This is a genomic window from Noviluteimonas gilva (assembly GCF_009740395.1).
Taxonomy (GTDB): Bacteria; Pseudomonadota; Gammaproteobacteria; order Xanthomonadales; family Xanthomonadaceae; genus Noviluteimonas; species Noviluteimonas gilva.
The window spans coordinates 1-20,160 of the sequence record NZ_WOXT01000001.1 but is presented as its reverse complement, the minus strand read 5'-3'; the positions used below and the strand labels follow the sequence as shown (position 1 = coordinate 20,160).

Annotated in this window: 23 protein-coding genes and 1 tRNA gene; 20 read left to right on the top strand and 4 right to left on the bottom strand. The window is 65.8% G+C overall.

The genetic code is table 11. The annotated features are described in order from the left end of the window. The first annotated feature begins 3 nt into the window (after window positions 1-3). The 19 genes from GN331_RS00120 to GN331_RS00030 all read left to right on the top strand — a co-directional run bounded on the left by GN331_RS00120 (window position 4) and on the right by GN331_RS00030 (window position 15,981). Window positions 4-723, top strand: coding sequence for a YebC/PmpR family DNA-binding transcriptional regulator (locus tag GN331_RS00120; protein ID WP_156639385.1), 720 nt, complete (start codon window positions 4-6; stop codon window positions 721-723). 21 nt (window positions 724-744) lie between these two features. Further along, a complete protein-coding gene (ruvC, locus tag GN331_RS00115; RefSeq protein ID WP_331713302.1) occupies window positions 745-1,269 on the top strand; it encodes a crossover junction endodeoxyribonuclease RuvC in 525 nt (174 codons plus the stop codon). A gap of 22 nt (window positions 1,270-1,291) precedes the next feature. After that, a complete protein-coding gene (ruvA, locus tag GN331_RS00110) occupies window positions 1,292-1,882 on the top strand; it encodes a Holliday junction branch migration protein RuvA (RefSeq protein ID WP_331713301.1) in 591 nt (196 codons plus the stop codon). Next, on the top strand, window positions 1,879-3,819 hold the full coding sequence (locus GN331_RS00105; RefSeq protein WP_425489267.1) for a potassium transporter Kup: 1,941 nt from the start codon (window positions 1,879-1,881) through the stop codon (window positions 3,817-3,819). Before ruvA ends, GN331_RS00105 begins: the two co-directional genes overlap by 4 nt. Window positions 3,820-3,858: 39 nt before the next feature. Continuing rightward, on the top strand, window positions 3,859-4,599 hold the full coding sequence (locus GN331_RS00100) for a hypothetical protein (protein WP_156639383.1): 741 nt from the start codon (window positions 3,859-3,861) through the stop codon (window positions 4,597-4,599). Window positions 4,600-4,693: 94 nt separating this feature from the next. Next, the gene (locus tag GN331_RS00095; protein ID WP_156639382.1) at window positions 4,694-6,193 is read left to right on the top strand and encodes a glycosyltransferase; all 1,500 of its coding nucleotides are present in this window, start codon (window positions 4,694-4,696) and stop codon (window positions 6,191-6,193) included. Continuing rightward, a complete protein-coding gene (locus GN331_RS00090) occupies window positions 6,190-7,071 on the top strand; it encodes a Gfo/Idh/MocA family protein (protein ID WP_156639381.1) in 882 nt (293 codons plus the stop codon). Before GN331_RS00095 ends, GN331_RS00090 begins: the two co-directional genes overlap by 4 nt. Window positions 7,072-7,116: 45 nt before the next feature. Continuing rightward, window positions 7,117-8,178: a Holliday junction branch migration DNA helicase RuvB gene (ruvB, locus tag GN331_RS00085; RefSeq protein WP_156639380.1), complete on the top strand. Its 1,062-nt coding sequence runs from the start codon at window positions 7,117-7,119 to the stop codon at window positions 8,176-8,178. Further along, entirely contained in the window at window positions 8,162-8,593 is a 432-nt protein-coding gene (gene ybgC / locus GN331_RS00080; protein WP_156639379.1) for a tol-pal system-associated acyl-CoA thioesterase, read from the top strand. The genes ruvB and ybgC overlap by 17 nt, the downstream gene beginning before the upstream one ends. Continuing rightward, complete coding sequence (gene tolQ / locus GN331_RS00075) at window positions 8,590-9,399, top strand: protein TolQ (protein ID WP_156639378.1); 810 nt, start codon at window positions 8,590-8,592, stop codon at window positions 9,397-9,399. The genes ybgC and tolQ overlap by 4 nt, the downstream gene beginning before the upstream one ends. 10 nt (window positions 9,400-9,409) lie before the next feature. Continuing rightward, window positions 9,410-9,856, top strand: coding sequence for an ExbD/TolR family protein (locus tag GN331_RS00070; RefSeq protein ID WP_197426941.1), 447 nt, complete (start codon window positions 9,410-9,412; stop codon window positions 9,854-9,856). After that, window positions 9,853-10,788: a cell envelope integrity TolA family protein gene (locus tag GN331_RS00065; protein WP_156639377.1), complete on the top strand. Its 936-nt coding sequence runs from the start codon at window positions 9,853-9,855 to the stop codon at window positions 10,786-10,788. Before GN331_RS00070 ends, GN331_RS00065 begins: the two co-directional genes overlap by 4 nt. Window positions 10,789-10,881: 93 nt before the next feature. Continuing rightward, entirely contained in the window at window positions 10,882-12,174 is a 1,293-nt protein-coding gene (gene tolB / locus GN331_RS00060; protein ID WP_156639376.1) for a Tol-Pal system beta propeller repeat protein TolB, read from the top strand. 77 nt (window positions 12,175-12,251) lie between these two features. Continuing rightward, on the top strand, window positions 12,252-12,779 hold the full coding sequence (pal, locus tag GN331_RS00055; RefSeq protein WP_156639375.1) for a peptidoglycan-associated lipoprotein Pal: 528 nt from the start codon (window positions 12,252-12,254) through the stop codon (window positions 12,777-12,779). Between the two features lie 3 nt (window positions 12,780-12,782). Beyond that, window positions 12,783-13,583 (top strand): tol-pal system protein YbgF, encoded by an 801-nt coding sequence (ybgF, locus tag GN331_RS00050; RefSeq protein WP_156639374.1) that lies wholly within the window; start codon window positions 12,783-12,785, stop codon window positions 13,581-13,583. A 97-nt stretch (window positions 13,584-13,680) separates the two neighbouring features. Beyond that, window positions 13,681-14,367 (top strand): 7-carboxy-7-deazaguanine synthase QueE, encoded by a 687-nt coding sequence (queE, locus tag GN331_RS00045; protein WP_156639373.1) that lies wholly within the window; start codon window positions 13,681-13,683, stop codon window positions 14,365-14,367. Further along, entirely contained in the window at window positions 14,364-15,047 is a 684-nt protein-coding gene (gene queC / locus GN331_RS00040) for a 7-cyano-7-deazaguanine synthase QueC (protein WP_269448183.1), read from the top strand. Before queE ends, queC begins: the two co-directional genes overlap by 4 nt. A gap of 42 nt (window positions 15,048-15,089) precedes the next feature. Continuing rightward, a tRNA-Lys gene (locus tag GN331_RS00035) sits at window positions 15,090-15,165 on the top strand. Between the two features lie 249 nt (window positions 15,166-15,414). Next, window positions 15,415-15,981: a DNA-3-methyladenine glycosylase I gene (locus tag GN331_RS00030; RefSeq protein WP_156639372.1), complete on the top strand. Its 567-nt coding sequence runs from the start codon at window positions 15,415-15,417 to the stop codon at window positions 15,979-15,981. 93 nt (window positions 15,982-16,074) lie between these two features. Here GN331_RS00030 and GN331_RS00025 read toward each other — a convergent pair whose 3' ends face one another. Next, entirely contained in the window at window positions 16,075-16,344 is a 270-nt protein-coding gene (locus GN331_RS00025; protein ID WP_156639371.1) for an XAC0095 family protein, read from the bottom strand. Between the two features lie 270 nt (window positions 16,345-16,614). Next, entirely contained in the window at window positions 16,615-17,091 is a 477-nt protein-coding gene (locus GN331_RS00020) for a hypothetical protein (protein ID WP_156639370.1), read from the bottom strand. A 703-nt stretch (window positions 17,092-17,794) separates the two neighbouring features. On the opposite strand from GN331_RS00020, the gene GN331_RS00015 reads away from it, so the two are divergent. Then, complete coding sequence (locus GN331_RS00015; RefSeq protein ID WP_156639369.1) at window positions 17,795-19,258, top strand: DUF1254 domain-containing protein; 1,464 nt, start codon at window positions 17,795-17,797, stop codon at window positions 19,256-19,258. On the opposite strand, the gene GN331_RS00010 is transcribed toward GN331_RS00015, so the two are convergent. Continuing rightward, window positions 19,242-19,568: a hypothetical protein gene (locus tag GN331_RS00010; protein WP_156639368.1), complete on the bottom strand. Its 327-nt coding sequence runs from the start codon at window positions 19,566-19,568 to the stop codon at window positions 19,242-19,244. The genes GN331_RS00015 and GN331_RS00010 overlap by 17 nt on opposite strands. A 114-nt stretch (window positions 19,569-19,682) precedes the next feature. Further along, complete coding sequence (locus GN331_RS00005; protein WP_156639367.1) at window positions 19,683-19,994, bottom strand: hypothetical protein; 312 nt, start codon at window positions 19,992-19,994, stop codon at window positions 19,683-19,685. Window positions 19,995-20,160: the final 166 nt, after the last annotated feature.

The window sequence follows — 20,160 nt, the reverse complement described above, 5'->3', positions numbered from 1 at the left end:
AGCATGGGTCGTGGCCCTTCCATCGAAGCCCGCAAGAACGCGGTCGACGCGCAGCGCGGCAAGATCTTCACCAAGGTGATCCGCGAAATCGGCGTGGCCGCCCGCGCCGGCGGCGGCGATCCGGCCGGCAATCCGCGCCTGCGCGCGGCGATCGATCGCGGCCTGCAGGTGAACATGTCCAAGGACGTCATCGAGCGCGCGATCAAGAAGGCGACCGGCGAACTGGAAGGCATCACCTACGAAGAGATCCGCTACGAGGGCTACGCGCCCGGCGGCGTCGCGGTGATCGTCGATTGCCTCACCGACAACAAGGTCCGCACCGTGGCCGACGTGCGCCATGCGTTCGGCAAGTTCGGCGGCAACCTCGGGACCGATGGCTCGGTCGCGTTCATGTTCAAGAAGCTCGGTGTCCTCTCGTTCGCGCCCGGCGCGGATGAAGAACGCATCACCGAAATGGCGATCGACGCCGGAGCCGACGACATCGTCGTGTATCCGGAAGACGGCGCCATCGACGTCCTCACCGCGCCGGACGCCTTCGAAAGCGTCAAGGCCGCGATGGAAGGCGCGGGTCTGAAGGCCGACCTGGCCGAGGTGACCATGCGCGCCGACAACGACATCGCCGTCTCCGGCGAGACCGCCGAGCAGGTGGGCAAACTCCTGCACTGGCTCGAAGACCTGGACGACGTGCAGAACGTCTACTCCAACGCCGACCTCAACGCGTAAGCACCGGCGTAGACTCAAAACGTGACCCGCATCCTCGGCATCGACCCCGGTTCCCAGCGTACCGGCGTGGGCGTGATCGACGTCGACGACGCGGGGCGTTGCACATTTGTGCATTGCGAAGCGTTGGTATTGCTCGACGCGGCCGATTTCCCCGCGCGCCTGGGCCGCCTGTGCGAAGGCCTGGAAACGGTGATCGATGGCTTCCGGCCCGACGAAGTCGCGATCGAAACCGTCTTCATGGACAAGAACGCGTCCTCCGCGCTGAAGCTGGGCCACGCGCGCGGCGCGGCGCTCGCGACCGTCGTGCGCCGGCACCTGGCCGTGCATGAATATGCGCCGCGCCTGATCAAGCAATCGCTGGTCGGCCGCGGTGCGGCGGAAAAGGCGCAGGTGCAACACATGGTGCGCCTGCTGCTCAAACTGCCCGACACCAAACTGCAACCCGACGCGGCCGACGCACTGGCCGTCGCACTCACGCATGCGCACATGAGCGCCACCGCCTTGCGCGCCGGCGCGAGCGTGGCGCTGTTGCGCCGTCGCCGCTGATCAACATTCAGGAACGAGCCACGTGATCGGACGCCTCAAGGGAATCCTCGTGCACAAGCAGCCGCCGTGGCTGGTCGTGGACGTCAACGGCGTGGGCTACGAGCTCGAAGCGCCGATGAGCACGTTCTACGACCTGCCCGAGCTCGGCCGCGAAGTCGCTTTGTTCACGCATTACGCGCAGAAGGAAGACAGCGTGTCGCTGTACGGCTTCCTGCGCGAAAACGAACGCCGCCTGTTCCGCGACGTGCAGAAGGTCTCGGGCATCGGCGCGAAGATCGCGCTCGCGGTGTTGTCGGGCGTGAGCGTCGAGGATTTCGCGCGCATGGTGCAGACCAGTGATGTGACCGCGCTGACGCGCATCCCCGGCATCGGCAAGAAGACGGCCGAACGCATGGTGGTCGAACTGCGCGACCGCGCGGCCGATCTCGGCGGTGGCGGTGGCCCGCTCGGTTCGCCGGGCGTGCCCGCCGATCCGCAGTCCGAAGCCACCTCGGCCCTGCAACAACTTGGTTACAAGCCCGCCGAAGCGGTGCGGATGGTGCGCGATGCGGCTGCATCGGGCGACGACGCCGCGACCATCATCCGCAAAGCGCTAAAGTCCGCGCTCCGCTGAGGCACCCCCGGTCCATGGCCGATACCCGCCAAGCTCCCGCAAACCACGCGCACGCCCATCACGGGAAGGCCGGCCTCGCCGGCCTGGCCGTCGGTGCGGTCGGCGTCGTGTTCGGCGACATCGGCACCAGCCCGCTGTACACGCTGAAGGAAGCGTTCTCGCCGCATTACGGCCTGGTCGCCAACCACGACACCGTGCTCGGCATCCTCTCGCTCGTGTTCTGGGCGCTGATGATCGTGGTGACGCTCAAGTACGTCACGATCATCATGCGCGCCGACAACGAAGGCGAGGGCGGCATCATGGCGCTGATGGCGCTGGCCCAGCGCACGTTGCCGAAGGATTCGCGGTCGGCGTACGCGGTCGGCATCCTCGGCATCTTCGGTGCTTCGCTGTTCTTCGGCGACGGCGTGATCACGCCGGCGATCACCACGCTGTCGGCGGTCGAAGGCCTGGAAGTCGTCGCGCCGCAACTGGATTCGTGGGTCGTGCCGATCACGCTCGGCATCATCGTGTTCCTGTTCGGCACGCAGCGCTTCGGCACCGCGCGCGTGGGCAAGGTGTTCGGGCCGGTGATGGTCGTGTGGTTCCTCTCGCTCGCGGTGATCGGCGTGATCAACATCCGCCACAACCCCGAGGTCTTCCACGCGATCAACCCGTGGTGGGCGATGAACTTCTTCGCCACGCACGGCGGCACCGCGATCTTCATCCTCGGCGCGGTCGTGCTCGCGGTGACCGGCGGTGAGGCGCTGTACGCGGACATGGGCCACTTCGGCGCGCGCCCGATCCGGCACGCGTGGTACTGGTTCGTGCTGCCGGCGCTGATGCTCAACTACATGGGGCAGGGCTCGCTGCTGCTGCTGGATCCGAACGTGGCGACCAACCCGTTCTATCTCTCCGTGCCCGCGATGGTGCGGATCCCGATGGTCGTGCTGGCCACCATGGCGGCGGTGATCGCGTCGCAGGCGGTGATCACCGGTGCGTATTCGGTGGCGCGCCAGGCGATGCAGCTGGGTTACATCCCGCGCATGCGCATCCAGCACACCTCGAAGGACACGATCGGCCAGATCTACATCCCGTGGATCAACTGGGTGCTGGCACTCGCGGTGATCGCGGTGGTGCTGATGTTCCGCAGCTCGACGGGCCTGGCGTCGGCCTACGGCGTGTCCGTATCGGGCACGATGCTGATCGATACGCTGCTGCTGTTCATCGTCGCCCGCGCGATGTGGCCGAAGGCGCGCACCTGGGTGCTGCCCCTGTGCGTCTTGTTCACGGTGATCGACGTGGCCTTCCTCGTCGCCAACGGCGTGAAGTTCCTCGACGGCGCGTGGTTCCCGGTGGTGCTGGCGATCGTGGTGTTCACGATCCTGCGCACGTGGCGTCGCGGCCGGCAGTTGCTGTACGAAGAAATCCGGAAGGACGGCATCCAGCTCGATTCCTTCCTGCCCGGCCTGATGCTCGCGCCGCCCACGCGCGTGCCGGGCACGGCGATCTTCCTGATCGCGCAGAAGGGCATGGTGCCGCACGCGCTGCTGCACAACCTCAAGCACAACAAGGTGCTGCACGAGCGCAACGTGTTCCTCACGGTGGAAACGCTCAACGTGCCGCACGCGCCGAAGGATCGCCGCCTGAAGATCGAACCGATCGGCGACGACTTCTATCGCATCACGGTGCGCTTCGGCTTCATGGAAGTGCCCGACGTGCCGCTGGCGCTGATGCGCTCGTGCGACATGGGAGAGAGCATCGGCATCCCGTTCGATCCGATGGACACCACGTATTTCGCCAGTCGCGAAACCATCGTCGCCGGCCGCCACCGCGGCATGCCCGTTTGGCGCGATCGCCTGTTCGCCTTCCTGCATCGCAACGCGGCGCCGGCGACGGGCTTCTTCCGCATTCCCGGCAATCGCCTGGTCGAACTCGGCGCGCAAGTCGAGATCTGAAGCGTGTGATCGGGCAGTTTCGCGTCGCATGCGGCGCGTGTGTCCGATGTTTTCGACAATCGTGTGCGCACATCCTCGATGCCTAATTCATCACGAGGAGTTCGCAGCATGTCGGATGTCGGTCATTCCGTTTCGTCGAAACTCAAACACGCCCTGGCGCTGGGGTTGCTGTCGGCGACCATCGCCATGTCCGCGCAGGCGCAGGACAAACCGATCCTGTTCGAAGGCATCTGGCGCATCGGCGTCGAATCCTCCGGTATCGCGCCGCCGGCGGGCGAATGCCTGATCAACAACGGTCAGGGCAATTTCGAGCGTTATCTCTGGCCGCTGGGCGGCCCGGCGCGCTGGTGCGGCTTTCCCACGCTGAGCCAAATGCTGCAGAACGGGCAGGCGGAATTCGGAATCAGATACGTGACGGGACCGCTGTACCAGGAGCAATACGTGATCTTCCCGCGCGATGACCAGAACGCGTGCCTGATCGCCAATGCGGACGGTACGACGGGCGTCGCCCCTTGCGCGCAGGCGGAGCTCACGACCAACGGCCGGTGGTTCATCGACTCCACCGTGCTGGTCGGCGACTACCAGCGCTTTGCCTCGATCCGATCCGCCACCGACGATCGCTGCCTGATCTTCGCCAGCGACGGACAGGACGTGCGCCCGACGCTGCATCGCTGGACGAATGACCCCACCGACCAGTTGTACTGCGGATTGGGCATCGATGAGCTGATGGAGACCGGGCAAGGCTTGTTTACCTTCCTCAAGGTCGCGAACCCCAGCTAAGGTTCGGCGCGAAATCTGAACCAGCAGGCGCGCGCGATCACAAAATCGCGCGCGCCGATTGCCCGCTCTGCGCCCTCGATGCCATGCTGGCCGCATGGGGAAACAATCGCCGCGCGCATTGCGCATCTTGATCACGGACGACACCGCGGCTTCGCGCGCAGGGACCGGTCCCTGCCTCATCGATTTCGCCCGCGCGCTGTTGCGCAAGGGGCACCATGCGGTCGTGTATGGCGCGGTGCCGCCGGATGTCGCGCAGGCTTTGCGTGACGCCACGGTGCCGGTCGTCGACGACCTGGCCGCACTGAATTTCGTGCCCGACGTCATCCACGGGCAGCATCACCTCGAGACGATGACGGCGGCGCTGCATTTCGCCGGCACGCCGGTGGTCGCGGCGTGTCACGCGTTCTCGCCGTGGGAGCAGACACCGCCGGTTTTCCCGACGGTCGCGCGCTGGATCGCGCTGGATGAATCCTGCGCGCAACGGCTGGGGACGACCGCGGGCGTGGACGCGGCGCGCATTCGCACGCTGCACAACGGCGTGGACATCGCGCGCTTCGAACCCCGCGCGCCGTTGCCTGCCACGCCGCGTCGCGCATTGCTTTGCAACACGCACGGTCTGCAGGACACCTGCGCCGCCACCATCGTGCGCGCGTGCCGGCAGGCGGGCGTCGCGGTGGACCTCGCGACCAACGACGTCCCCGCGCACCTGTTGCGCGATTACGACATCGTCTTCGCGCAATCGCGCCGCGCGCTGGAAGCGATGGCGACCGGCTGCGCGACCATCGTCGCCGACCGCGCGGGGCTGGCCGGCTTGGTCACGACCGCGAACTTTGATCGCCTGCGCGCGCTCGACTTCGGCATGCGCTCGATGCAGGCCGCACCGGTGACCGAAGCGGGCGTGCTCGCCGCGATCGCCGCCTACGACGTCGACGATGCGGGGCGCGTCTGCGAACGCGTCCGCACCGAGGCGAACATCGACGTGCTGGTCGACGCCACGCTCGTGCAGTTCCGCGAAGCCATCGACGCCGGCCGCTTCCCCGATCCGCAGGATTGCACGCAGGCCGCCGCGCGCTACCTGCGCGATGTCGTGTCACCGACGGTGAAATCCGTCGAACAAGCGCGCGCCGCGCAGCGCCAGGCAGAAGACGCGCGCGACGCGCATATCGAAGCCGGCAAAACGGCCGCCGCCGCCGCGGAAAAGCGCATCGACGCCGCGCTGCAGGCGCGCGAAGCCGCCGTCACCGAACGTGCGGTCGCGCTCAAGGCGCACGACCAGATGGAAGCGCGCCTGGCGCGTGCGATGCAACGCGCACTCGACGCGGGCATCGAACGCGACGCCGCCTTCGCCGCGCGCGAAGAAGCCAAGCAGGCGCAACTCGCCGCGACGGGCATGCAGGCCCGCACTGCGGATGCGTACGCCGATGCGCTGCGCGCGCAGGGCCAACTCGCGCTCGACCTCGCCGACGCGCGTGCACGCTTGTTGGTGCTCGAACACGAACTCGAATCCGCGAAGCGGGCGCAAGCAGACTTGCGCGACACGCGCGCCTGGCGCGCCGTGACCGCGTACCGCCGCTTCTGGGCGAAGTTCGCATGAGCCCGGCCATCGAAATGCACCCGATCGCCGTCATCGGCTTCGGCCACATGGGGCGCTTGCATGCGCAGGCGCTGCAGGCGAGCCCGGAATTCCACCTTGCCGCGATCGTCGATCCCGACGCCGCGCGCGCCGACGCGATCACCGCGCTCGGTGCGACGTGGCATGCGTCGATCGACATGCTGGCGCCGTCGATCCGCCACGCGATCGTCGCGGCGCCGCCGTCGCACCATGCGCAGATCGCCTGCGCGCTCGCGCGTCGCGGCGTGCATTGCCTGCTTGAAACACCCGGCGGTGCAAGCGCCGACGATGCCGCATCGATGATCGCCGCGTCCGACATCGACGGCACCTGCATGCGAGTGGCCTTCGGCGAGCGCTTCAACCCCGTGATCGCGGGGCTGCTGGCCGCGCCGCCGCCGGCGACGCTCGCGATTCGCCGCCACAGCTCGCACGCGCTCGACATTCCGCGCGAGGGCGACGTGCTGCACGAAGTGCTGCTGCACGACCTGGATTGGGTGTGCGCGCTCGCGAAGGCCAGCCCGGTGCAGGTCGACGTCCTCGATGCGCGCCGCCATTACCAGCGCTGGGAAGCGATCCGCTGCCGCTTGCGGTTCCCGAACGGGATGGATGTCGATCTGTCCGCCAGCCGCATCGCGCCGCGCGCCGAGTGCGCGGTCCACGTGGCGGGGCAGGGCGTGCTGCTGCTGGAAGACCTGCGCGAACACGCGGACACGCTGACCGCCCAGGCGAGCGCGCTCCTGCGCGCGGCGCGGGACCAATTCACGCCGCTGGCCACGCTCGAACGCGCCTTCGACACGCACCGGCTGCTCGAGCGGATCGCGCGCGCGGCGACCGAGCTGGAAGCCACACACGCCGCCTGACCCGGCGCCTTTGCGCCCGCGCGCAAAGGGCGCCAACATGGGGGCATGAACGACACCCGCGTCATCACCTCCGCCTCCACGCGCGAAGACGAGGCCATCGAAGCCTCGATCCGCCCGAAAAAGCTCTCCGAATACCTCGGCCAGGCGCCGGTCCGGGAGCAGATGCAGATCTACATCGAGGCGGCGAAAGCGCGAGGGGAAGCCCTCGACCACGTCCTGATCTTCGGCCCGCCGGGCCTGGGCAAGACCACGCTCTCGCACGTGATCGCCAACGAACTGGGCGTCGGCCTGCGCCAGACCTCCGGCCCGGTGATCGAAAAGGCCGGCGACCTCGCGGCGCTGCTGACCAACCTGCAGCCGCACGACGTGCTGTTCGTCGACGAGATCCATCGCCTCTCGCCCATCGTCGAGGAAGTGCTGTATCCGGCGATGGAGGATTTCCAGATCGACATCATGATCGGCGAAGGCCCCGCGGCCCGTTCGATCAAGCTCGACCTGCCCCCCTTCACCCTGATCGGCGCGACCACGCGCGCGGGCCTGCTCACCGCGCCCCTGCGCGACCGCTTCGGCATCGTGCAGCGGCTGGAGTTCTACACGCCCGAGGAACTCACGCGCATCGTGCGCCGCTCGGCGACGATCCTCGGCATCGCATGCACGCCAGAAGGTGCGGCGGAAATCGCCAATCGTTCGCGCGGCACGCCGCGCATCGCCAACCGCCTGTTGCGTCGCGTGCGCGACTTTGCGCAGGTGCGCGCCGCCGGCAACATCGATCGCGACGTCGCCGACCTCGCGATGCAGATGCTCAAAGTCGACCCGCAGGGTTTCGACGAACTCGACCGCCGCTTGTTGCGCACCATCGTCGAATCCTTCGACGGCGGCCCCGTCGGCGTGGAATCGCTCGCCGCCGCGCTGAGCGAGGAACGGGGCACGCTCGAAGACGTCATCGAGCCCTACCTCATCCAGCAGGGTTACCTGATGCGCACCGCGCGCGGACGCATGGCCACGTCGAAGGCCTACCGCCACCTCGGCCTGCGCCCGAAGCCCGGCGCGCACGACCTGTTCGCCGCGCCCGTACCCATCGACGGCGAGGATGCAAGCGATGGGTGAGCCCGTGTTCAGTTGGCCGACACGGGTGTATTGGGAGGATACCGACGCCGGTGGCGTGGTCTACCACGCGCAATACCTGGCGTTCCTCGAACGCGCGCGCACCGAATGGATGCGCGCGCAGGGGCACGGCCAGGACAGCCTGCGCAACGAACACGACCTGGTGTTCGCGGTGCGGGCGATGCAGATCGACTTCCGCCTGCCGGCGCGCCTGGACGATGCGCTGCAGGTGTCCGTCGTGTTGCGCGAATGCCGTCGCGCGAGCCTGGTGCTCGCGCAGGAAATTCGCCGCGACGGGGAACTGTTGCTCGATGCGCAGGTCCGTGTCGCTGCGTTGTCGGCATTGCGCTTCAAACCCGTTGCCATCCCCCAACCGTTGTTCGATGCATTGACCTTGCACGTGGAGACCCCCGCATGACGCAGCTCCTGATCTCGACCGTCCTGGTGCTGCAGGAAGCCGCAACCCAGGCCTTGCCCGAACAGGCGCCCGCGCAGACCGTCGAGATCGCCGACCAGGCGGGGCAGGCAGCCAACGCCGCGGCGCAAGCCGGCCACTTCAACATCCTCGACCTCATCCTCCACGCCAGCATCCCGGTGCAGTTGGTGATGTTGTTGCTGCTGTTCGCGTCGGTCGCCTCGTGGCTGATCATCTTCCGCAAGAAGCGCGTGCTCGATCGCGCGGAAAAGGACGCGGAGAAATTCGAAGAGCGCTTCTGGTCGGGCGCCGAGCTTTCCAAGTTGTATTCGGGCGCCACCGAACGCGGCCGCGTCGCCGAAGGCCTGGAAGCGATCTTCGAAGCCGGGTTCCGCGAGTTCAATCGCATCCGCCAGCGTCGCGGCGTCGACAGCCGCATGCAGCTGGAAGGCGCGCAGCGCGCGATGCGCGCGACCACCTCGCGCGAAGTCGACGGCCTGGAACACAACCTCGAATTCCTCGCCAGCGTCGGTTCGATCAGCCCCTACGTCGGTCTGTTCGGCACGGTGTGGGGCATCATGATTTCGTTCCAGGGCCTGGCCAACGTGAAGGAAGCGACCATCGCGACCGTCGCGCCGGGCATTTCCGAAGCGCTGATCGCCACCGCGATGGGCCTGTTCGCCGCGATCCCGGCGGTGTGGGCCTACAACCGCTTCGCCACGAAGGTCGAACGCATCGCCACGCGTTACGAGGCGTTCGGCGAAGAGTTCTCGTCGATCCTCCAGCGCCAGGCGCACGCCGACGAATAAGGAGCGGGCAATGACCGCCATGTCCTCGCGCCGCCATCGCAAGCGCAAGCTGAAAGCCGAAATCAACGTCGTGCCGTACATCGACGTGATGCTCGTGCTGCTGATCATCTTCATGGTGACCGCGCCGTTGTTGAACCTCGGCGTCGACATCGAACTTCCGCAGTCCAACGCGCGCCCGGTCGAGCAGAAGCAGGAACCGGTCGTGATCAGCATGAACAGCAAGGGCGAGCTCTGGCTGAAGCTGGAAGGCGAGGAAAACGAAGCGACCACGCTCGACAACCTCGTGCTCAAGGTCGGCGCGTTCGTGCGCAACAACAAGGACGTGCCGGTGTACGTGGCCGCCGACAACGACGTCGCGTACCAGAAGGTCTACGACGTGCTCACCGCGCTGCAGACGCGCGCCAACGTGCCGCGCGCAGGCTTGATGAGCCAGCCCACGGGGAACGTCAAGAAGTGAAGGAGACGCGCGCCGACACGGTGCAGTCCCTGATTGCGGCGGTCCTGCTGCATGTCTTGCTGTTCGCGCTCATGTACTTCGGCTTGTTCTGGACGTGGAGCCAGGCCGACGAAATCCAGCGCGGCCCGGTGATCGAAGCGACGTTGATCGATCCCAATGCGTTGTCGGCGTCGATGCGCCGCGCGCTCGCCAAGCGCCCGGAACAGGCGATGCCCGCGCCGCAGGAAGCCGCGCCGATCGAACAACCCGAACCCGAGCCGCGTCCCGAGGATTCGCCGACGCCGCCGCAGCCGGTCGCGCAGGAAGTCATCGCCGAGCCCGATCCCATCGAGCAGGAAGAAGTGACGCAAGCGCCGTCGCCCAAGCCGCCGGCGGAGAAAGTGCAGGAAGCCAAGCAGCGCCAGGAACAGATCGACACGACGGCGCAGGAAAAACAGCAGCAGGCCGAACGCCAGAAGCGTTTGAGCGCGATGGAACAGATGCGGCAAAAGCAGCTCGAAGACATTCGCCGCCAGCGCGACGCGAACAAGAAAGAACTCTCGCTGCGCGAACAGAAGTTGAAGCAGATCGCCGACGCGCGCAGCGCCGTCGATGCGAACGCGCAAACCGATTCGATGTCCGAAGCCTCGCCGCAACCGGGCTCCGGCGGCGATGCCGATTCGCTGCGTTCGCGCTGGCTGCAGGCGATCGTCGATTCGATCCGCCAGAACTGGAGCCGCCCGGACGACGTGCCCGCCGGCCAATGCCCGATCCGCATCCAGATGGAGCGGGGCGGGCGCGTGGCGTCGGTCGAAGTGCTTCCCGGCTGCCCGTACGACGAACTCACGCGACGCTCGGTCGAAGCCGCGGTCCTCAAGGCCCAGCCGCTCCCGTACGCCGGATTCGAACGCGTGTTCCAGCCCGAGTTGCGATTGGGCTTCCGCGCGGAATGACGGCGCTCGACCCGCGGGTCCGTCGTCGTTCATCTTTGTTCCACAATTCACGGCCAAGCTGTTAACTACATCCGCTCCATTCAGGATTCCCCCATGACCCGAACGCTGCGCCGGCTCGCCGCCACAGTCCTGCTCTTGTTCCCCCTGGCCGCATTGGCGCAGGTGGATGCCGAAGTCGTGGGCGGTACGGCCTCGGCGCTGCCGATCGCGGTGGTGCCCTTCGCCGGTTCCACGGGCGAGAACGAAATCGGGGGCATCGTCGCCGCCGACCTCGCGCGCTCCGGCGCCTTCCGCGTGCTGCCCGACCGTGACCTCGTCGAGCGCCCGACGCGTTCGAGCGAAGTGAACTACGCCACGTGGCGCCTGCTGAAGCAGGAGTTCCTGCTCGCCGGCCGCGTGATGCCCGAAGGCGGCAACCTGCGCGTGGAGTACGAGCTGTTCGACGTGTCGAAGCAGCAGCGCATCCTCGGCGAAGCGAAGATCGCCCCCGGCACCGCCGCGCGCGACCTCGCGCACCAGGTCGCCGACTCGGTGTACGAAAAGATCCTCGGCACGCGCGGCGCGTTCTGGACGCGCATCGCTTACGTCACCGCCAGCGGCACCGGCAACAATCGCCACTTCCAGTTGATGGTCGCCGACAGCGACGGCCACAACGCGCAGGCCGTCGTCAGTTCGCCGCAGCCGATCCTCTCGCCGTCGTGGAGCCCGGATGGCAAGCGCCTGGCCTACGTCAGTTTCGATCGCGGAAATTCCTCGATCTACATCCAGAACCTGACGAGCAGCGGACGCGAACTGGTCGCGAGCTTCCGCGGAATCAACGGCGCGCCGAGCTTCTCGCCCGATGGCACGAAGCTCGCGATGACGCTCTCGAAGAGCGGCAACCCCGAGGTCTACGTCATGACCCTGGGCAGCAAGCAACTGAATCAGATCACCAACCACTTCGGCATCGACACCGAGCCGACGTGGAGCGCCGACGGCGGCACGCTCTATTTCACGTCCGATCGCGGTGGCAAGCCGCAGATCTACCAGGCCTCCGCGGCGGGTGGCGGCGCGACGCGCCTGACCTTCGCGGGCAGCTACAACGCACGCGCCACGGTGTCGGCCGACGGCAAGAAGATCGCCACCGCGCAGGGCAACGGCAACACCTACCGCATCGCGCTGATGGATCGCACGATGGGCAATCGGTGGACGCCGCTGTCGCCGGGGAACCTCGACGAATCGCCGAGCTTCGCGCCCAACGCATCGATGCTGCTGTACGCCGCGAAAGAAGGCGGCCGCAGCGTTTTGTACACCGTGTCCGCCGATGGCCGCGCCCGCGCGAAGCTGCCGGTCGAGGGCGCGAGCGTCCAGGAACCGGCCTGGGGCCCGTACCGGCAGAAACGCTGAACGGGCGTAGTATTTCGGACCCCCGGCCGCGTCCCCCGACGCGGCCGCCCCACACTGCGAGAAGACGAGGAACGACGATGAACGCAACGACGCACAAGTTTGGTCGAATCATGATGGCCGCCATGCTCTGCACGGCGGTCGTGGCCTGCTCCAAGAAGGTCAAGGAAGAACCCGTGCAGCCGGCAGCGCCGAGCACCACGGCGCCCGTGACCGAAACCCCCGCCGCTGCAGGCGCCTTCACCCCCGAAGACCTCGACACCGACGCATGCCTGCGCCAGCGCGTCGTGTACTTCGACTTCGACCAGGATTCGCTGCGTCCGGAATTCCAGGCGGCCATGGCCTGCCACGCCAAGTACCTGCGCGATCGTCCGTCCTCGCGCATGACGCTGGAAGGCAACGCCGACGAGCGTGGCAGCCGCGAATACAACCTCGGCCTCGGCGAACGCCGCGGCAACGCCGTGTCTTCCGCGCTGCAGGCCAACGGTGGTTCGGGTAGCCAGATCACCGTGGTGAGCTACGGCGAAGAACGCCCCGTCTGCAACGAATCGACCGAAGATTGCTGGGCCAAGAATCGTCGCGTCGAGATCGTCTACACGGCGAAGTAAGCGATGCGGCGCCCGTTCGCCTTTCTCGCACTCGCGGCGGCCCTCGTGGCCGCCGCGCCCGCGTTCGCGCAACGCGCGCCCAGCCTGGCCGATCGCGTGGGCGCGCTCGAACAGCAGGCCGCGAACAACACCGGCAACGTCGATCTGCTCAACCAGGTGCAGCAACTGCGCTCGGAAGTGACGGCGCTGCGGTCGCAACTGGAAGAAGCGCAACAGCTCAATGCACAGATGAAGGCCGACTACGACGCGCGCTGGGGCGATCTCGATGCGCGCCTGGCGCGAATCGAAACCGGTGGTGGTGCGACGACTGTGCCCGCGGGCCCGGCCAGCGCATCCACCGCGACGCGCGGCGCGACGGTGGCCACCGAACGCCCGCCGACCGTGAAGGGCGACGCCGGCCGCGTCGCGCAATCGGCCGACGAGCGCACCGCCTACAACGCGGCGTTCGACGTGCTGAAGGCCGGCGACTACGTGCAGTCGGCGCAGCGCTTCCAGCAATTCCTGCGCGACTATCCCGCCGGCACGTACGCGCCCAACGCGCTGTACTGGCTGGGCGAGAGCTACTACGTCACGCAGAATTACGAGCTGGCGCAGGAACAGTTCCAGAGCCTGCTCACCCAGTACCCGACGCACGACAAGGCCGCCGGCGCGCTGCTCAAGGTCGGCCTGTCGCAGCTGGGCCTGAAGCAGATGGAGGCCGCGGAAGCCACCCTGGCCCGCGTCACCCAGCAGTACCCCGGCACCGACGCCGCCCGCACGGCCGACGACCGCCTCCGCGCGATCCAGCTGGGCAAGGTCCGCTAAGCCCGCGCTGAGCCCATGGGGTCGCCAGGGGGCGTTGCCCCCTGGCTCCCACTTCCCGGTCGCCGCGCAATCAGGGCGCGCCCTGTAAAATCGCCCCATGTCCGCCGTCCACCCCGCCACCGATGCGGCCCCCGCCGCCCAGGCGGAGCGCCTCAAGCTCACCGAAATCTTCCTGTCCCTGCAGGGCGAAGCCCGCGATGCAGGCTGGCCGACCGTGTTCGTCCGCCTCACCGGCTGCCCGCTGCGCTGCCGCTACTGCGACACCACGTACGCGTTCTTTGGCGGCGAGTGGTGGGACATTGACGCGATCCTGCTTGAGGTCGCCAAGCACGGCGTCCGCCACGTCTGCGTCACCGGTGGCGAACCGCTCTCGCAGAAGCGCGTGATCGGCCTGCTGTCGAAACTCTGCGATGCCGGTTACGTCGTGTCGCTGGAAACCTCCGGCGCGATCGACATCAGCGACGTCGACACGCGCGTCTCGCGCATCGTCGACATCAAGACACCGGACTCGGGCGAAGTCGAACGCAACCTGTGGGACAACCTCCCGCTGCTCACGCCGCACGACCAGGTGAAATTCGTGATCTGCAGCCGCGAAGATTTCGACTGGGCGTACAAGGTGTTGTTCGAACACAGCATCCATGAACGCTGCGACGTCCTCTTCTCTCCGAGCCACGCGCAGATCACCCCGCGCGCACTCGCCGACTGGATCGTCGAAGCGCGCCTGCCCGTGCGCTTCCAAACGCAATTGCACAAAGCCCTCTGGGGCGAGGAGCCCGGCCGTTGAATCGTGAATCGAAACGCGCCGTCGTCCTCGTCTCCGGCGGCATGGACTCCGCCGTCGTGCTCGCGATCGCCCACGAAATGGGCTTCGAAACATATGCGATGAGCGTGCGCTACGGCCAACGCCACACGAGCGAACTCGACGCCGCCGACCGCGTGTCGAGCACCCTCGGTGCCGCCGCGCACAAGACGGTGGTCGTCGACCTGCGCTCGATCGGCGGCAGCGCACTGACCGACGCCGACATCGACGTCCCCGAATCCGGCGGCCCCGGCATCCCCGTCACCTACGTGCCCGCGCGCAACACGATCATGCTGTCGGTGGCGCTGGGTTGGGCCGAAGTGCTGGGCGCCGCGGACATCTTCTGCGGCGTCAACGCCGTCGATTACTCCGGCTATCCCGACTGCCGCCCCGAATTCATCGAAGCGTTCGAGAAACTCGCGAACGTCGCGACGAAAGCGGGCGTCGAAGGCGCCGGCATCCGCGTGCATGCACCGCTGCTGCGCATGTCGAAAGCCGACATCGTGCGTGAAGGCATGCGCCTGGACGTGGATTTTGCGCAGACGGTGTCCTGCTACCAGGCCGATGCGGAAGGGCGGGCGTGCGGGCATTGCGACGCCTGCCGGCTGCGGGCCGAAGGATTCGCCGCTGCGGGCGTAGACGACCCGACACGCTACGTAAGCTAGAATGCGCACCGCGCGCCCAAGGGCGCCGCGTCTGAAACATGTGGGCCGTTAGCTCAGTCGGTAGAGCATCGGACTTTTAATCCGCTGGTCGATGGTTCGAATCCATCACGGCCCACCAGCTCGCGCTGAACGCGCGGGCTGGTGGGGGTCATTCGCTGCACGAATGACCTGCCCAACATTCGCTGCGCAAATGTCGGGGCCCGGCCTTGCAGGCCAATAACCCCCGCTGTCGCGCGCCCCTTTTACTAAAAGGGGCTGTTCCACCAGACGGAATGCCTCGTTGTGGCCTCGCAAGCGCTCGGCACCCTGAGCGGACATCAGTTACGTTAGACGCAGCCTTCGGCCCCCAGTCGAGATCAGGATTGCGATGGCAGGCACGACCTCCACCAAGCCCCTTCGCCGCTGCGCGTGGTGCGAAAGCGACCCGCTCATGCTCGACTACCACGACACCGAGTGGGGCGTGCCGATCCGGGACTCGCGCCTGCTCTGGGAGACCCTGATGCTCGAGGGATTCCAGGCGGGCCTGTCATGGATCATCGTGCTGCGCAAACGCGAGGCGTTTCGCAAGGCGTTCGCGCACTTCGACCCGGCCAAGGTCGCGCGGTTCGATGACAAGGACATTCTTCGGCTCATGGCCGATCCCGGGATCATCCGTGCCAGGGCGAAGATCGAGGCCACGATCCGCGGCGCGCAGATCTACTGCGAGATGGCGCAGCGAGGCGAACACTTCAGCGATCTGTGCTGGTCCTTCACCGAAGGCAAGTCCTTGCGCGGGGACGGCTTGCACGTCCCCGTGAGTTCAGAACTCTCCGAGCGCATCGCCAGGGATTTCAAGAAGCGCGGGTTCAAGTTCGTCGGCCCCACGATCGTGTACGCCTGGATGCAAGCGGTCGGCATCGTCAACGATCACGCGCGTCATTGCTATCGACGGTGATTGAAGATGACGGCGGGCGAGGCGTGAGCGTCGCTAGCAAATTCATGCGCCTTGCATTAGCCTTGCTTCCGTACACCCCGGACCCGCCTCTGCTTACGCATGCGCCCGGGGTATTTTTTTTGCCTTGGCCGGTGAACGCACCCGGGCGATGATTGCGTCGAGATCGAATTGCAAGCGCGAGAAGCACCACGCAAGTGCATCCGGGCGCAGGCGCGCGACTTGCGCGCTGTTGCATGCGGCGGCCGTGGTGAGTTGCGCCATGAGCTGCAGTTGGTTGCGAACGTCGATGAGTTCGCGATGGGCAGCTTCCGGAATGGCATAAATGGCGGGCTCGCGCTGCGGCGCGCCGTTGGCGTGGGACATGGCAATTCCTCCAATGAAGTTGACCCTGCGCCATTGCGACGCAAGGTGTCGGGAGGTTCAAAGCCGGGCCAAAGATCCGGTGGACTGATTCCCTCTTGCGAGGTCTTGTATTCGCCCCCTCCCGACGCAGAGGGCATGCGTTTGACGCTTCTCTTCGGCTCGGAGCTTTGAAACTCCAAACCGAATCGTGCGCCTGCGCCCCCCGGCGGAGTAACCAGACGCAGACGCACGATTCAACGGACGCGTCCCATCACTCGTCCGCTCTTGCCCTTATTCGCCTGGAGAATCCGGCGTCGTTTTTTTCCTACGCTTGCGCGCGTGGCGGTAGCTGAGTTCCTTGACGACTTCCTCCAGGCCCGCCGCCTTGCCGACGGTTTGCATCAGTCCGTAACCGAGGTTGGCCGTCACCATCGCGTCGCTGCCCAGCGCCGCGACGGTGTCCTCGATCATGCCCGTCAGGTGTTGCATCGCCTTGAGGACCACCGTCAGGTTGTCCATCGCCTCCAGGTCGGCGAGGGCGGCGTTGATGTCGATGCTGCGCGGGAGGATGTCCGGGTTCTGCGCCATTGCCGTCAGCGAGACACGCACGTAGCGATCGCTTCCCGGTCCCATCATCAAGTGCGAACGCCGTTGGCCGGATTCCAGCGAGATCAGGTCGGGAAGCAGATCCTTGATCTGCTGGATCAGCTGCAGGAGCTGGGCCTGCAGTTCCTTGCTCACCACCATGGAAACGAGGTCTTGTTGCATGGGAAAACTCCATCGGTTGCGTGGATGGAGTTTTTTCCCGTGGCCTCGTCAGGGGAATTGGTCGTTGGGGCAGGGGATGTGTGGTGTGTTCTTGTGGATACTCCTGGCGTCCGGCCGGTGTACGACTCGGGGCATTGAATCCAGGAATGCGAGGTTCGGGTTGGCGACGCAATGCTTCGGGTTGCTCGACTCGGTCGATCAGGTCGGCGACGTGGCGGTTTGGGTCTGCAAGCCAAACAATCGCGCTGGCAATTCGGACCTTCGAGTGTGCGAAGCAACAGTTCGGATTCGACCATCCGACAGGTCAGGTCCGTACCCCGAAAGCTCGGGTAGGCGACTTGAACGCTTGGTTCCGCAAACCGACGCTTGGGCCGTTCGATTCGGCACTTGGCTCCCGCAGCCCGGAGCGATGCGTTTGCGACTCGACGGGTCACGCGTTCGACGCATCCTCCACAGAGTTACCGACGCCCGTGTCCGGTGACCGACGACTACGACCCGTGAAGGCGCTTGTCGAACGTCCCCTTCTGGTCGTAAGCAGACATTCGCGGCCTCACCGCCAAGAGTGACCGCTAACGACCCGAAGTGGACGTCTAACTCACCCGTGAGAAGTTTTTCGGACAACCGGACCAGTAGAAGTACCGTTGAGGGGCAGGCTTGCCCGCAAGCAACATCGCCGTGTCGGCCGTTTTCCAAAGGAAACGCGATGCGCTTGCATGTCCTCCCGTTCCTGGTCGCCTTCGCGGCCCTCGTTGCATGTTCACGCCAATCGCCAAGTGAGACGGCGGCAGCGGGCACGCCGAGCGAGTCTTCGACCCATCCCGCCGCCGTGTCGTCGCTGACCGAGCAGGAGGCGCAGGACATCGCCAAGGATGCGTACATCTACGCATACCCGCTTGTGCTGACGCATGCGACGATCTCGAAGTTGAGTAACTTCGCCGAACCCGTGGCAGGCGACGCTTACGGGCCGCCAAATCAATTTCACCACGTTCGGCAAATGGCCGATCCGAACGCGCGCGTCGTCGTTCGCACGAACGTCGACACGCTCTACTCCAACGGCATTCTCGACCTCAAGGGCGAGCCCCAGGTGCTGTCGGTGCCAGCGAGCGACCGCTACTTCATGTTGCCGATGTTGAGTTTGTGGAGCGACGTATTCGCCGTGCCCGGAACGCGCACCACAGGCAAGCAGGCGGCCAGGCACTTCCTCGTGGCAGGCCCTGATTGGCGCGGCGACGTGCCGACGGACCTGGAATTGATCCGCAGCCCAACGCGATACGTGTGGATCATCGGGCGAACGCAGGTCAATGGCGTGACCGACTACGACAGCGTCCACAAGGTGCAGAACGGCTACGAACTTCGGCCGCTCTCTGCATGGGGAAAGGGCGATTACACCCCGCCAAAGGGCAACGTGGATTTCGGCATCGACATGAAGGCCGATCCGCCGGCAGTCGTGGACAAGATGGATGCAACGACCTTCTTCGCCCGCTTTTCGGAACTGTTGAAGGACAACCCTCCCAACCCGATCGATTACCCAATCCTCCATCGCCTGGAACGCGTCGGGTTAAAGGTGGGTCAGAGCTTCGACGTATCCAAACTTCCCGCCGCCATCAAGCCCGCATTCGAGCAGGGCTACGCCGACGGCAAAGCACTGATCCTGGCCGAAGGCAACAAGGCCGCTGGCAGAGGTGGGAAGGGTTGGGTCTACACGACGCGAAGCGGCACGTACGGCACCGACTACCTGTACCGCGCGGCCATCGCTCAGTGCTGCCTCGGCGAGAATCTGCCAGAGGATGCGGTCTATCCCGCCCTGTCCACCGATAGCGAAGGCCGTTCGCTGGACGGTAATGCGAACTACGTCCTTCGGTTCGAAATGGATAAGTTGCCGCCTGTCGATGCATTCTGGTCGGTGACCGCATACGACGCGGAGGGGTATTTCATTTCGAATCCGATGAAGCGCCAAGCGATCGGCGACCGCGACAAACTTGTGGCCAACAGCGATGGTTCCGTCGACATCTACATCCAGGCGGATTCACCCGGCCCCGGAAAAGAGGCAAATTGGCTGCCGGTCGCCAAAGCGCCGTTTACGTTGCTGATGCGCCTCTACTCGCCGCGCGAAGCGTTTCTGCGCGGCGAATGGGCACCGCCGCCGGTCGTCAAGACTCCAAATTAGCTTGTGGCCGCCCCTGAGTGAAGGTCGGCTTCAACGCTTTGTCCGCCGTAACAACAGCGATGGTGTCTCCCGACTGCATCACGAAGTCGTAGCGTCCAGTCCCGTGATCCACCACCTCAAGGACAGATTCCGACGGCCCCCATGTCTCGTTGGCCGGAATCACGAGCTCGCTCACACTGACAAAGCGGATGCAGAAAGGACCTGGCGCGCTGGGAGCGCCTGCGAACTCAAACGTGCAATTGCGAGCGCTCCAGTCATAACGAATCGCCAGAAGGGTTGCATCGTGCATTTGCCCAAGCGTCAGAGTCATTGCCCTTCCCGAGATCTTCTCGTCACGGAGATGCTAGCCCGATTTGGTCGCCGCTCAGTCTGGTGGCCAATGTCTGCTTTTGGTCGAAAGCACTCATTCGAAGACCGTGGATTGTCAGGTCGCGCCAAAATACAAGAGCGCGTGGCGCAGTTCCCATTGCTCAGAGCCAGGTGAGGCAATTTCCCCGCCCTGTCCCAGCGGGGAAATGTTGAAGCCCTCTTCAACGTCCTCGTAATACAGCGCGAGGTCGCGGACCTGGGCCACTACGAAGACATGCTCGACGTTTCCACTGCGGTCAATTGGAGCGAGCCGTGGGGCGACCTTTATGCGCTCGAACAATTGCTTCTGCTCTAGCGAGCAATCCGCCAGTTGGGCCTCGAGGAGGGCCGCGAGTTCTGCTGTCGTTACGGGCTGCCAACTGTCCATTCGGCCTTGAGGATACAGCGGCAGCCGGAGTGTCCGCTTTCGGCCAGAAGCGGACATTCGAGGTCTGCTCAGCATTTTTGCGCCTAACTATTTGCCTTGCGCAATGCGTTGAGCTTTCGCACCAGAAACGACGTATCTGAGCTTGGCATGTTTGGCTTTCGATCGA

Coding starts and splice junctions, on each gene's coding strand:
- GN331_RS00120 (WP_156639385.1), top strand. CDS start 4: ATGGGTCGTGGCCCTTCCATCGAAGCCCGCAAGAACGCGGTCGACGCG.
- GN331_RS00095 (WP_156639382.1), top strand. CDS start 4,694: ATGGGGAAACAATCGCCGCGCGCATTGCGCATCTTGATCACGGACGAC.
- GN331_RS00090 (WP_156639381.1), top strand. CDS start 6,190: ATGAGCCCGGCCATCGAAATGCACCCGATCGCCGTCATCGGCTTCGGC.
- ruvB (WP_156639380.1), top strand. CDS start 7,117: ATGAACGACACCCGCGTCATCACCTCCGCCTCCACGCGCGAAGACGAG.
- ybgC (WP_156639379.1), top strand. CDS start 8,162: ATGCAAGCGATGGGTGAGCCCGTGTTCAGTTGGCCGACACGGGTGTAT.
- tolQ (WP_156639378.1), top strand. CDS start 8,590: ATGACGCAGCTCCTGATCTCGACCGTCCTGGTGCTGCAGGAAGCCGCA.
- GN331_RS00070 (WP_197426941.1), top strand. CDS start 9,410: ATGACCGCCATGTCCTCGCGCCGCCATCGCAAGCGCAAGCTGAAAGCC.
- tolB (WP_156639376.1), top strand. CDS start 10,882: ATGACCCGAACGCTGCGCCGGCTCGCCGCCACAGTCCTGCTCTTGTTC.
- pal (WP_156639375.1), top strand. CDS start 12,252: ATGAACGCAACGACGCACAAGTTTGGTCGAATCATGATGGCCGCCATG.
- ybgF (WP_156639374.1), top strand. CDS start 12,783: ATGCGGCGCCCGTTCGCCTTTCTCGCACTCGCGGCGGCCCTCGTGGCC.
- queE (WP_156639373.1), top strand. CDS start 13,681: ATGTCCGCCGTCCACCCCGCCACCGATGCGGCCCCCGCCGCCCAGGCG.
- GN331_RS00030 (WP_156639372.1), top strand. CDS start 15,415: ATGGCAGGCACGACCTCCACCAAGCCCCTTCGCCGCTGCGCGTGGTGC.
- GN331_RS00025 (WP_156639371.1), bottom strand. CDS start 16,344: ATGTCCCACGCCAACGGCGCGCCGCAGCGCGAGCCCGCCATTTATGCC.
- GN331_RS00020 (WP_156639370.1), bottom strand. CDS start 17,091: ATGCAACAAGACCTCGTTTCCATGGTGGTGAGCAAGGAACTGCAGGCC.
- GN331_RS00015 (WP_156639369.1), top strand. CDS start 17,795: ATGCGCTTGCATGTCCTCCCGTTCCTGGTCGCCTTCGCGGCCCTCGTT.
- GN331_RS00010 (WP_156639368.1), bottom strand. CDS start 19,568: ATGACTCTGACGCTTGGGCAAATGCACGATGCAACCCTTCTGGCGATT.
- GN331_RS00005 (WP_156639367.1), bottom strand. CDS start 19,994: ATGGACAGTTGGCAGCCCGTAACGACAGCAGAACTCGCGGCCCTCCTC.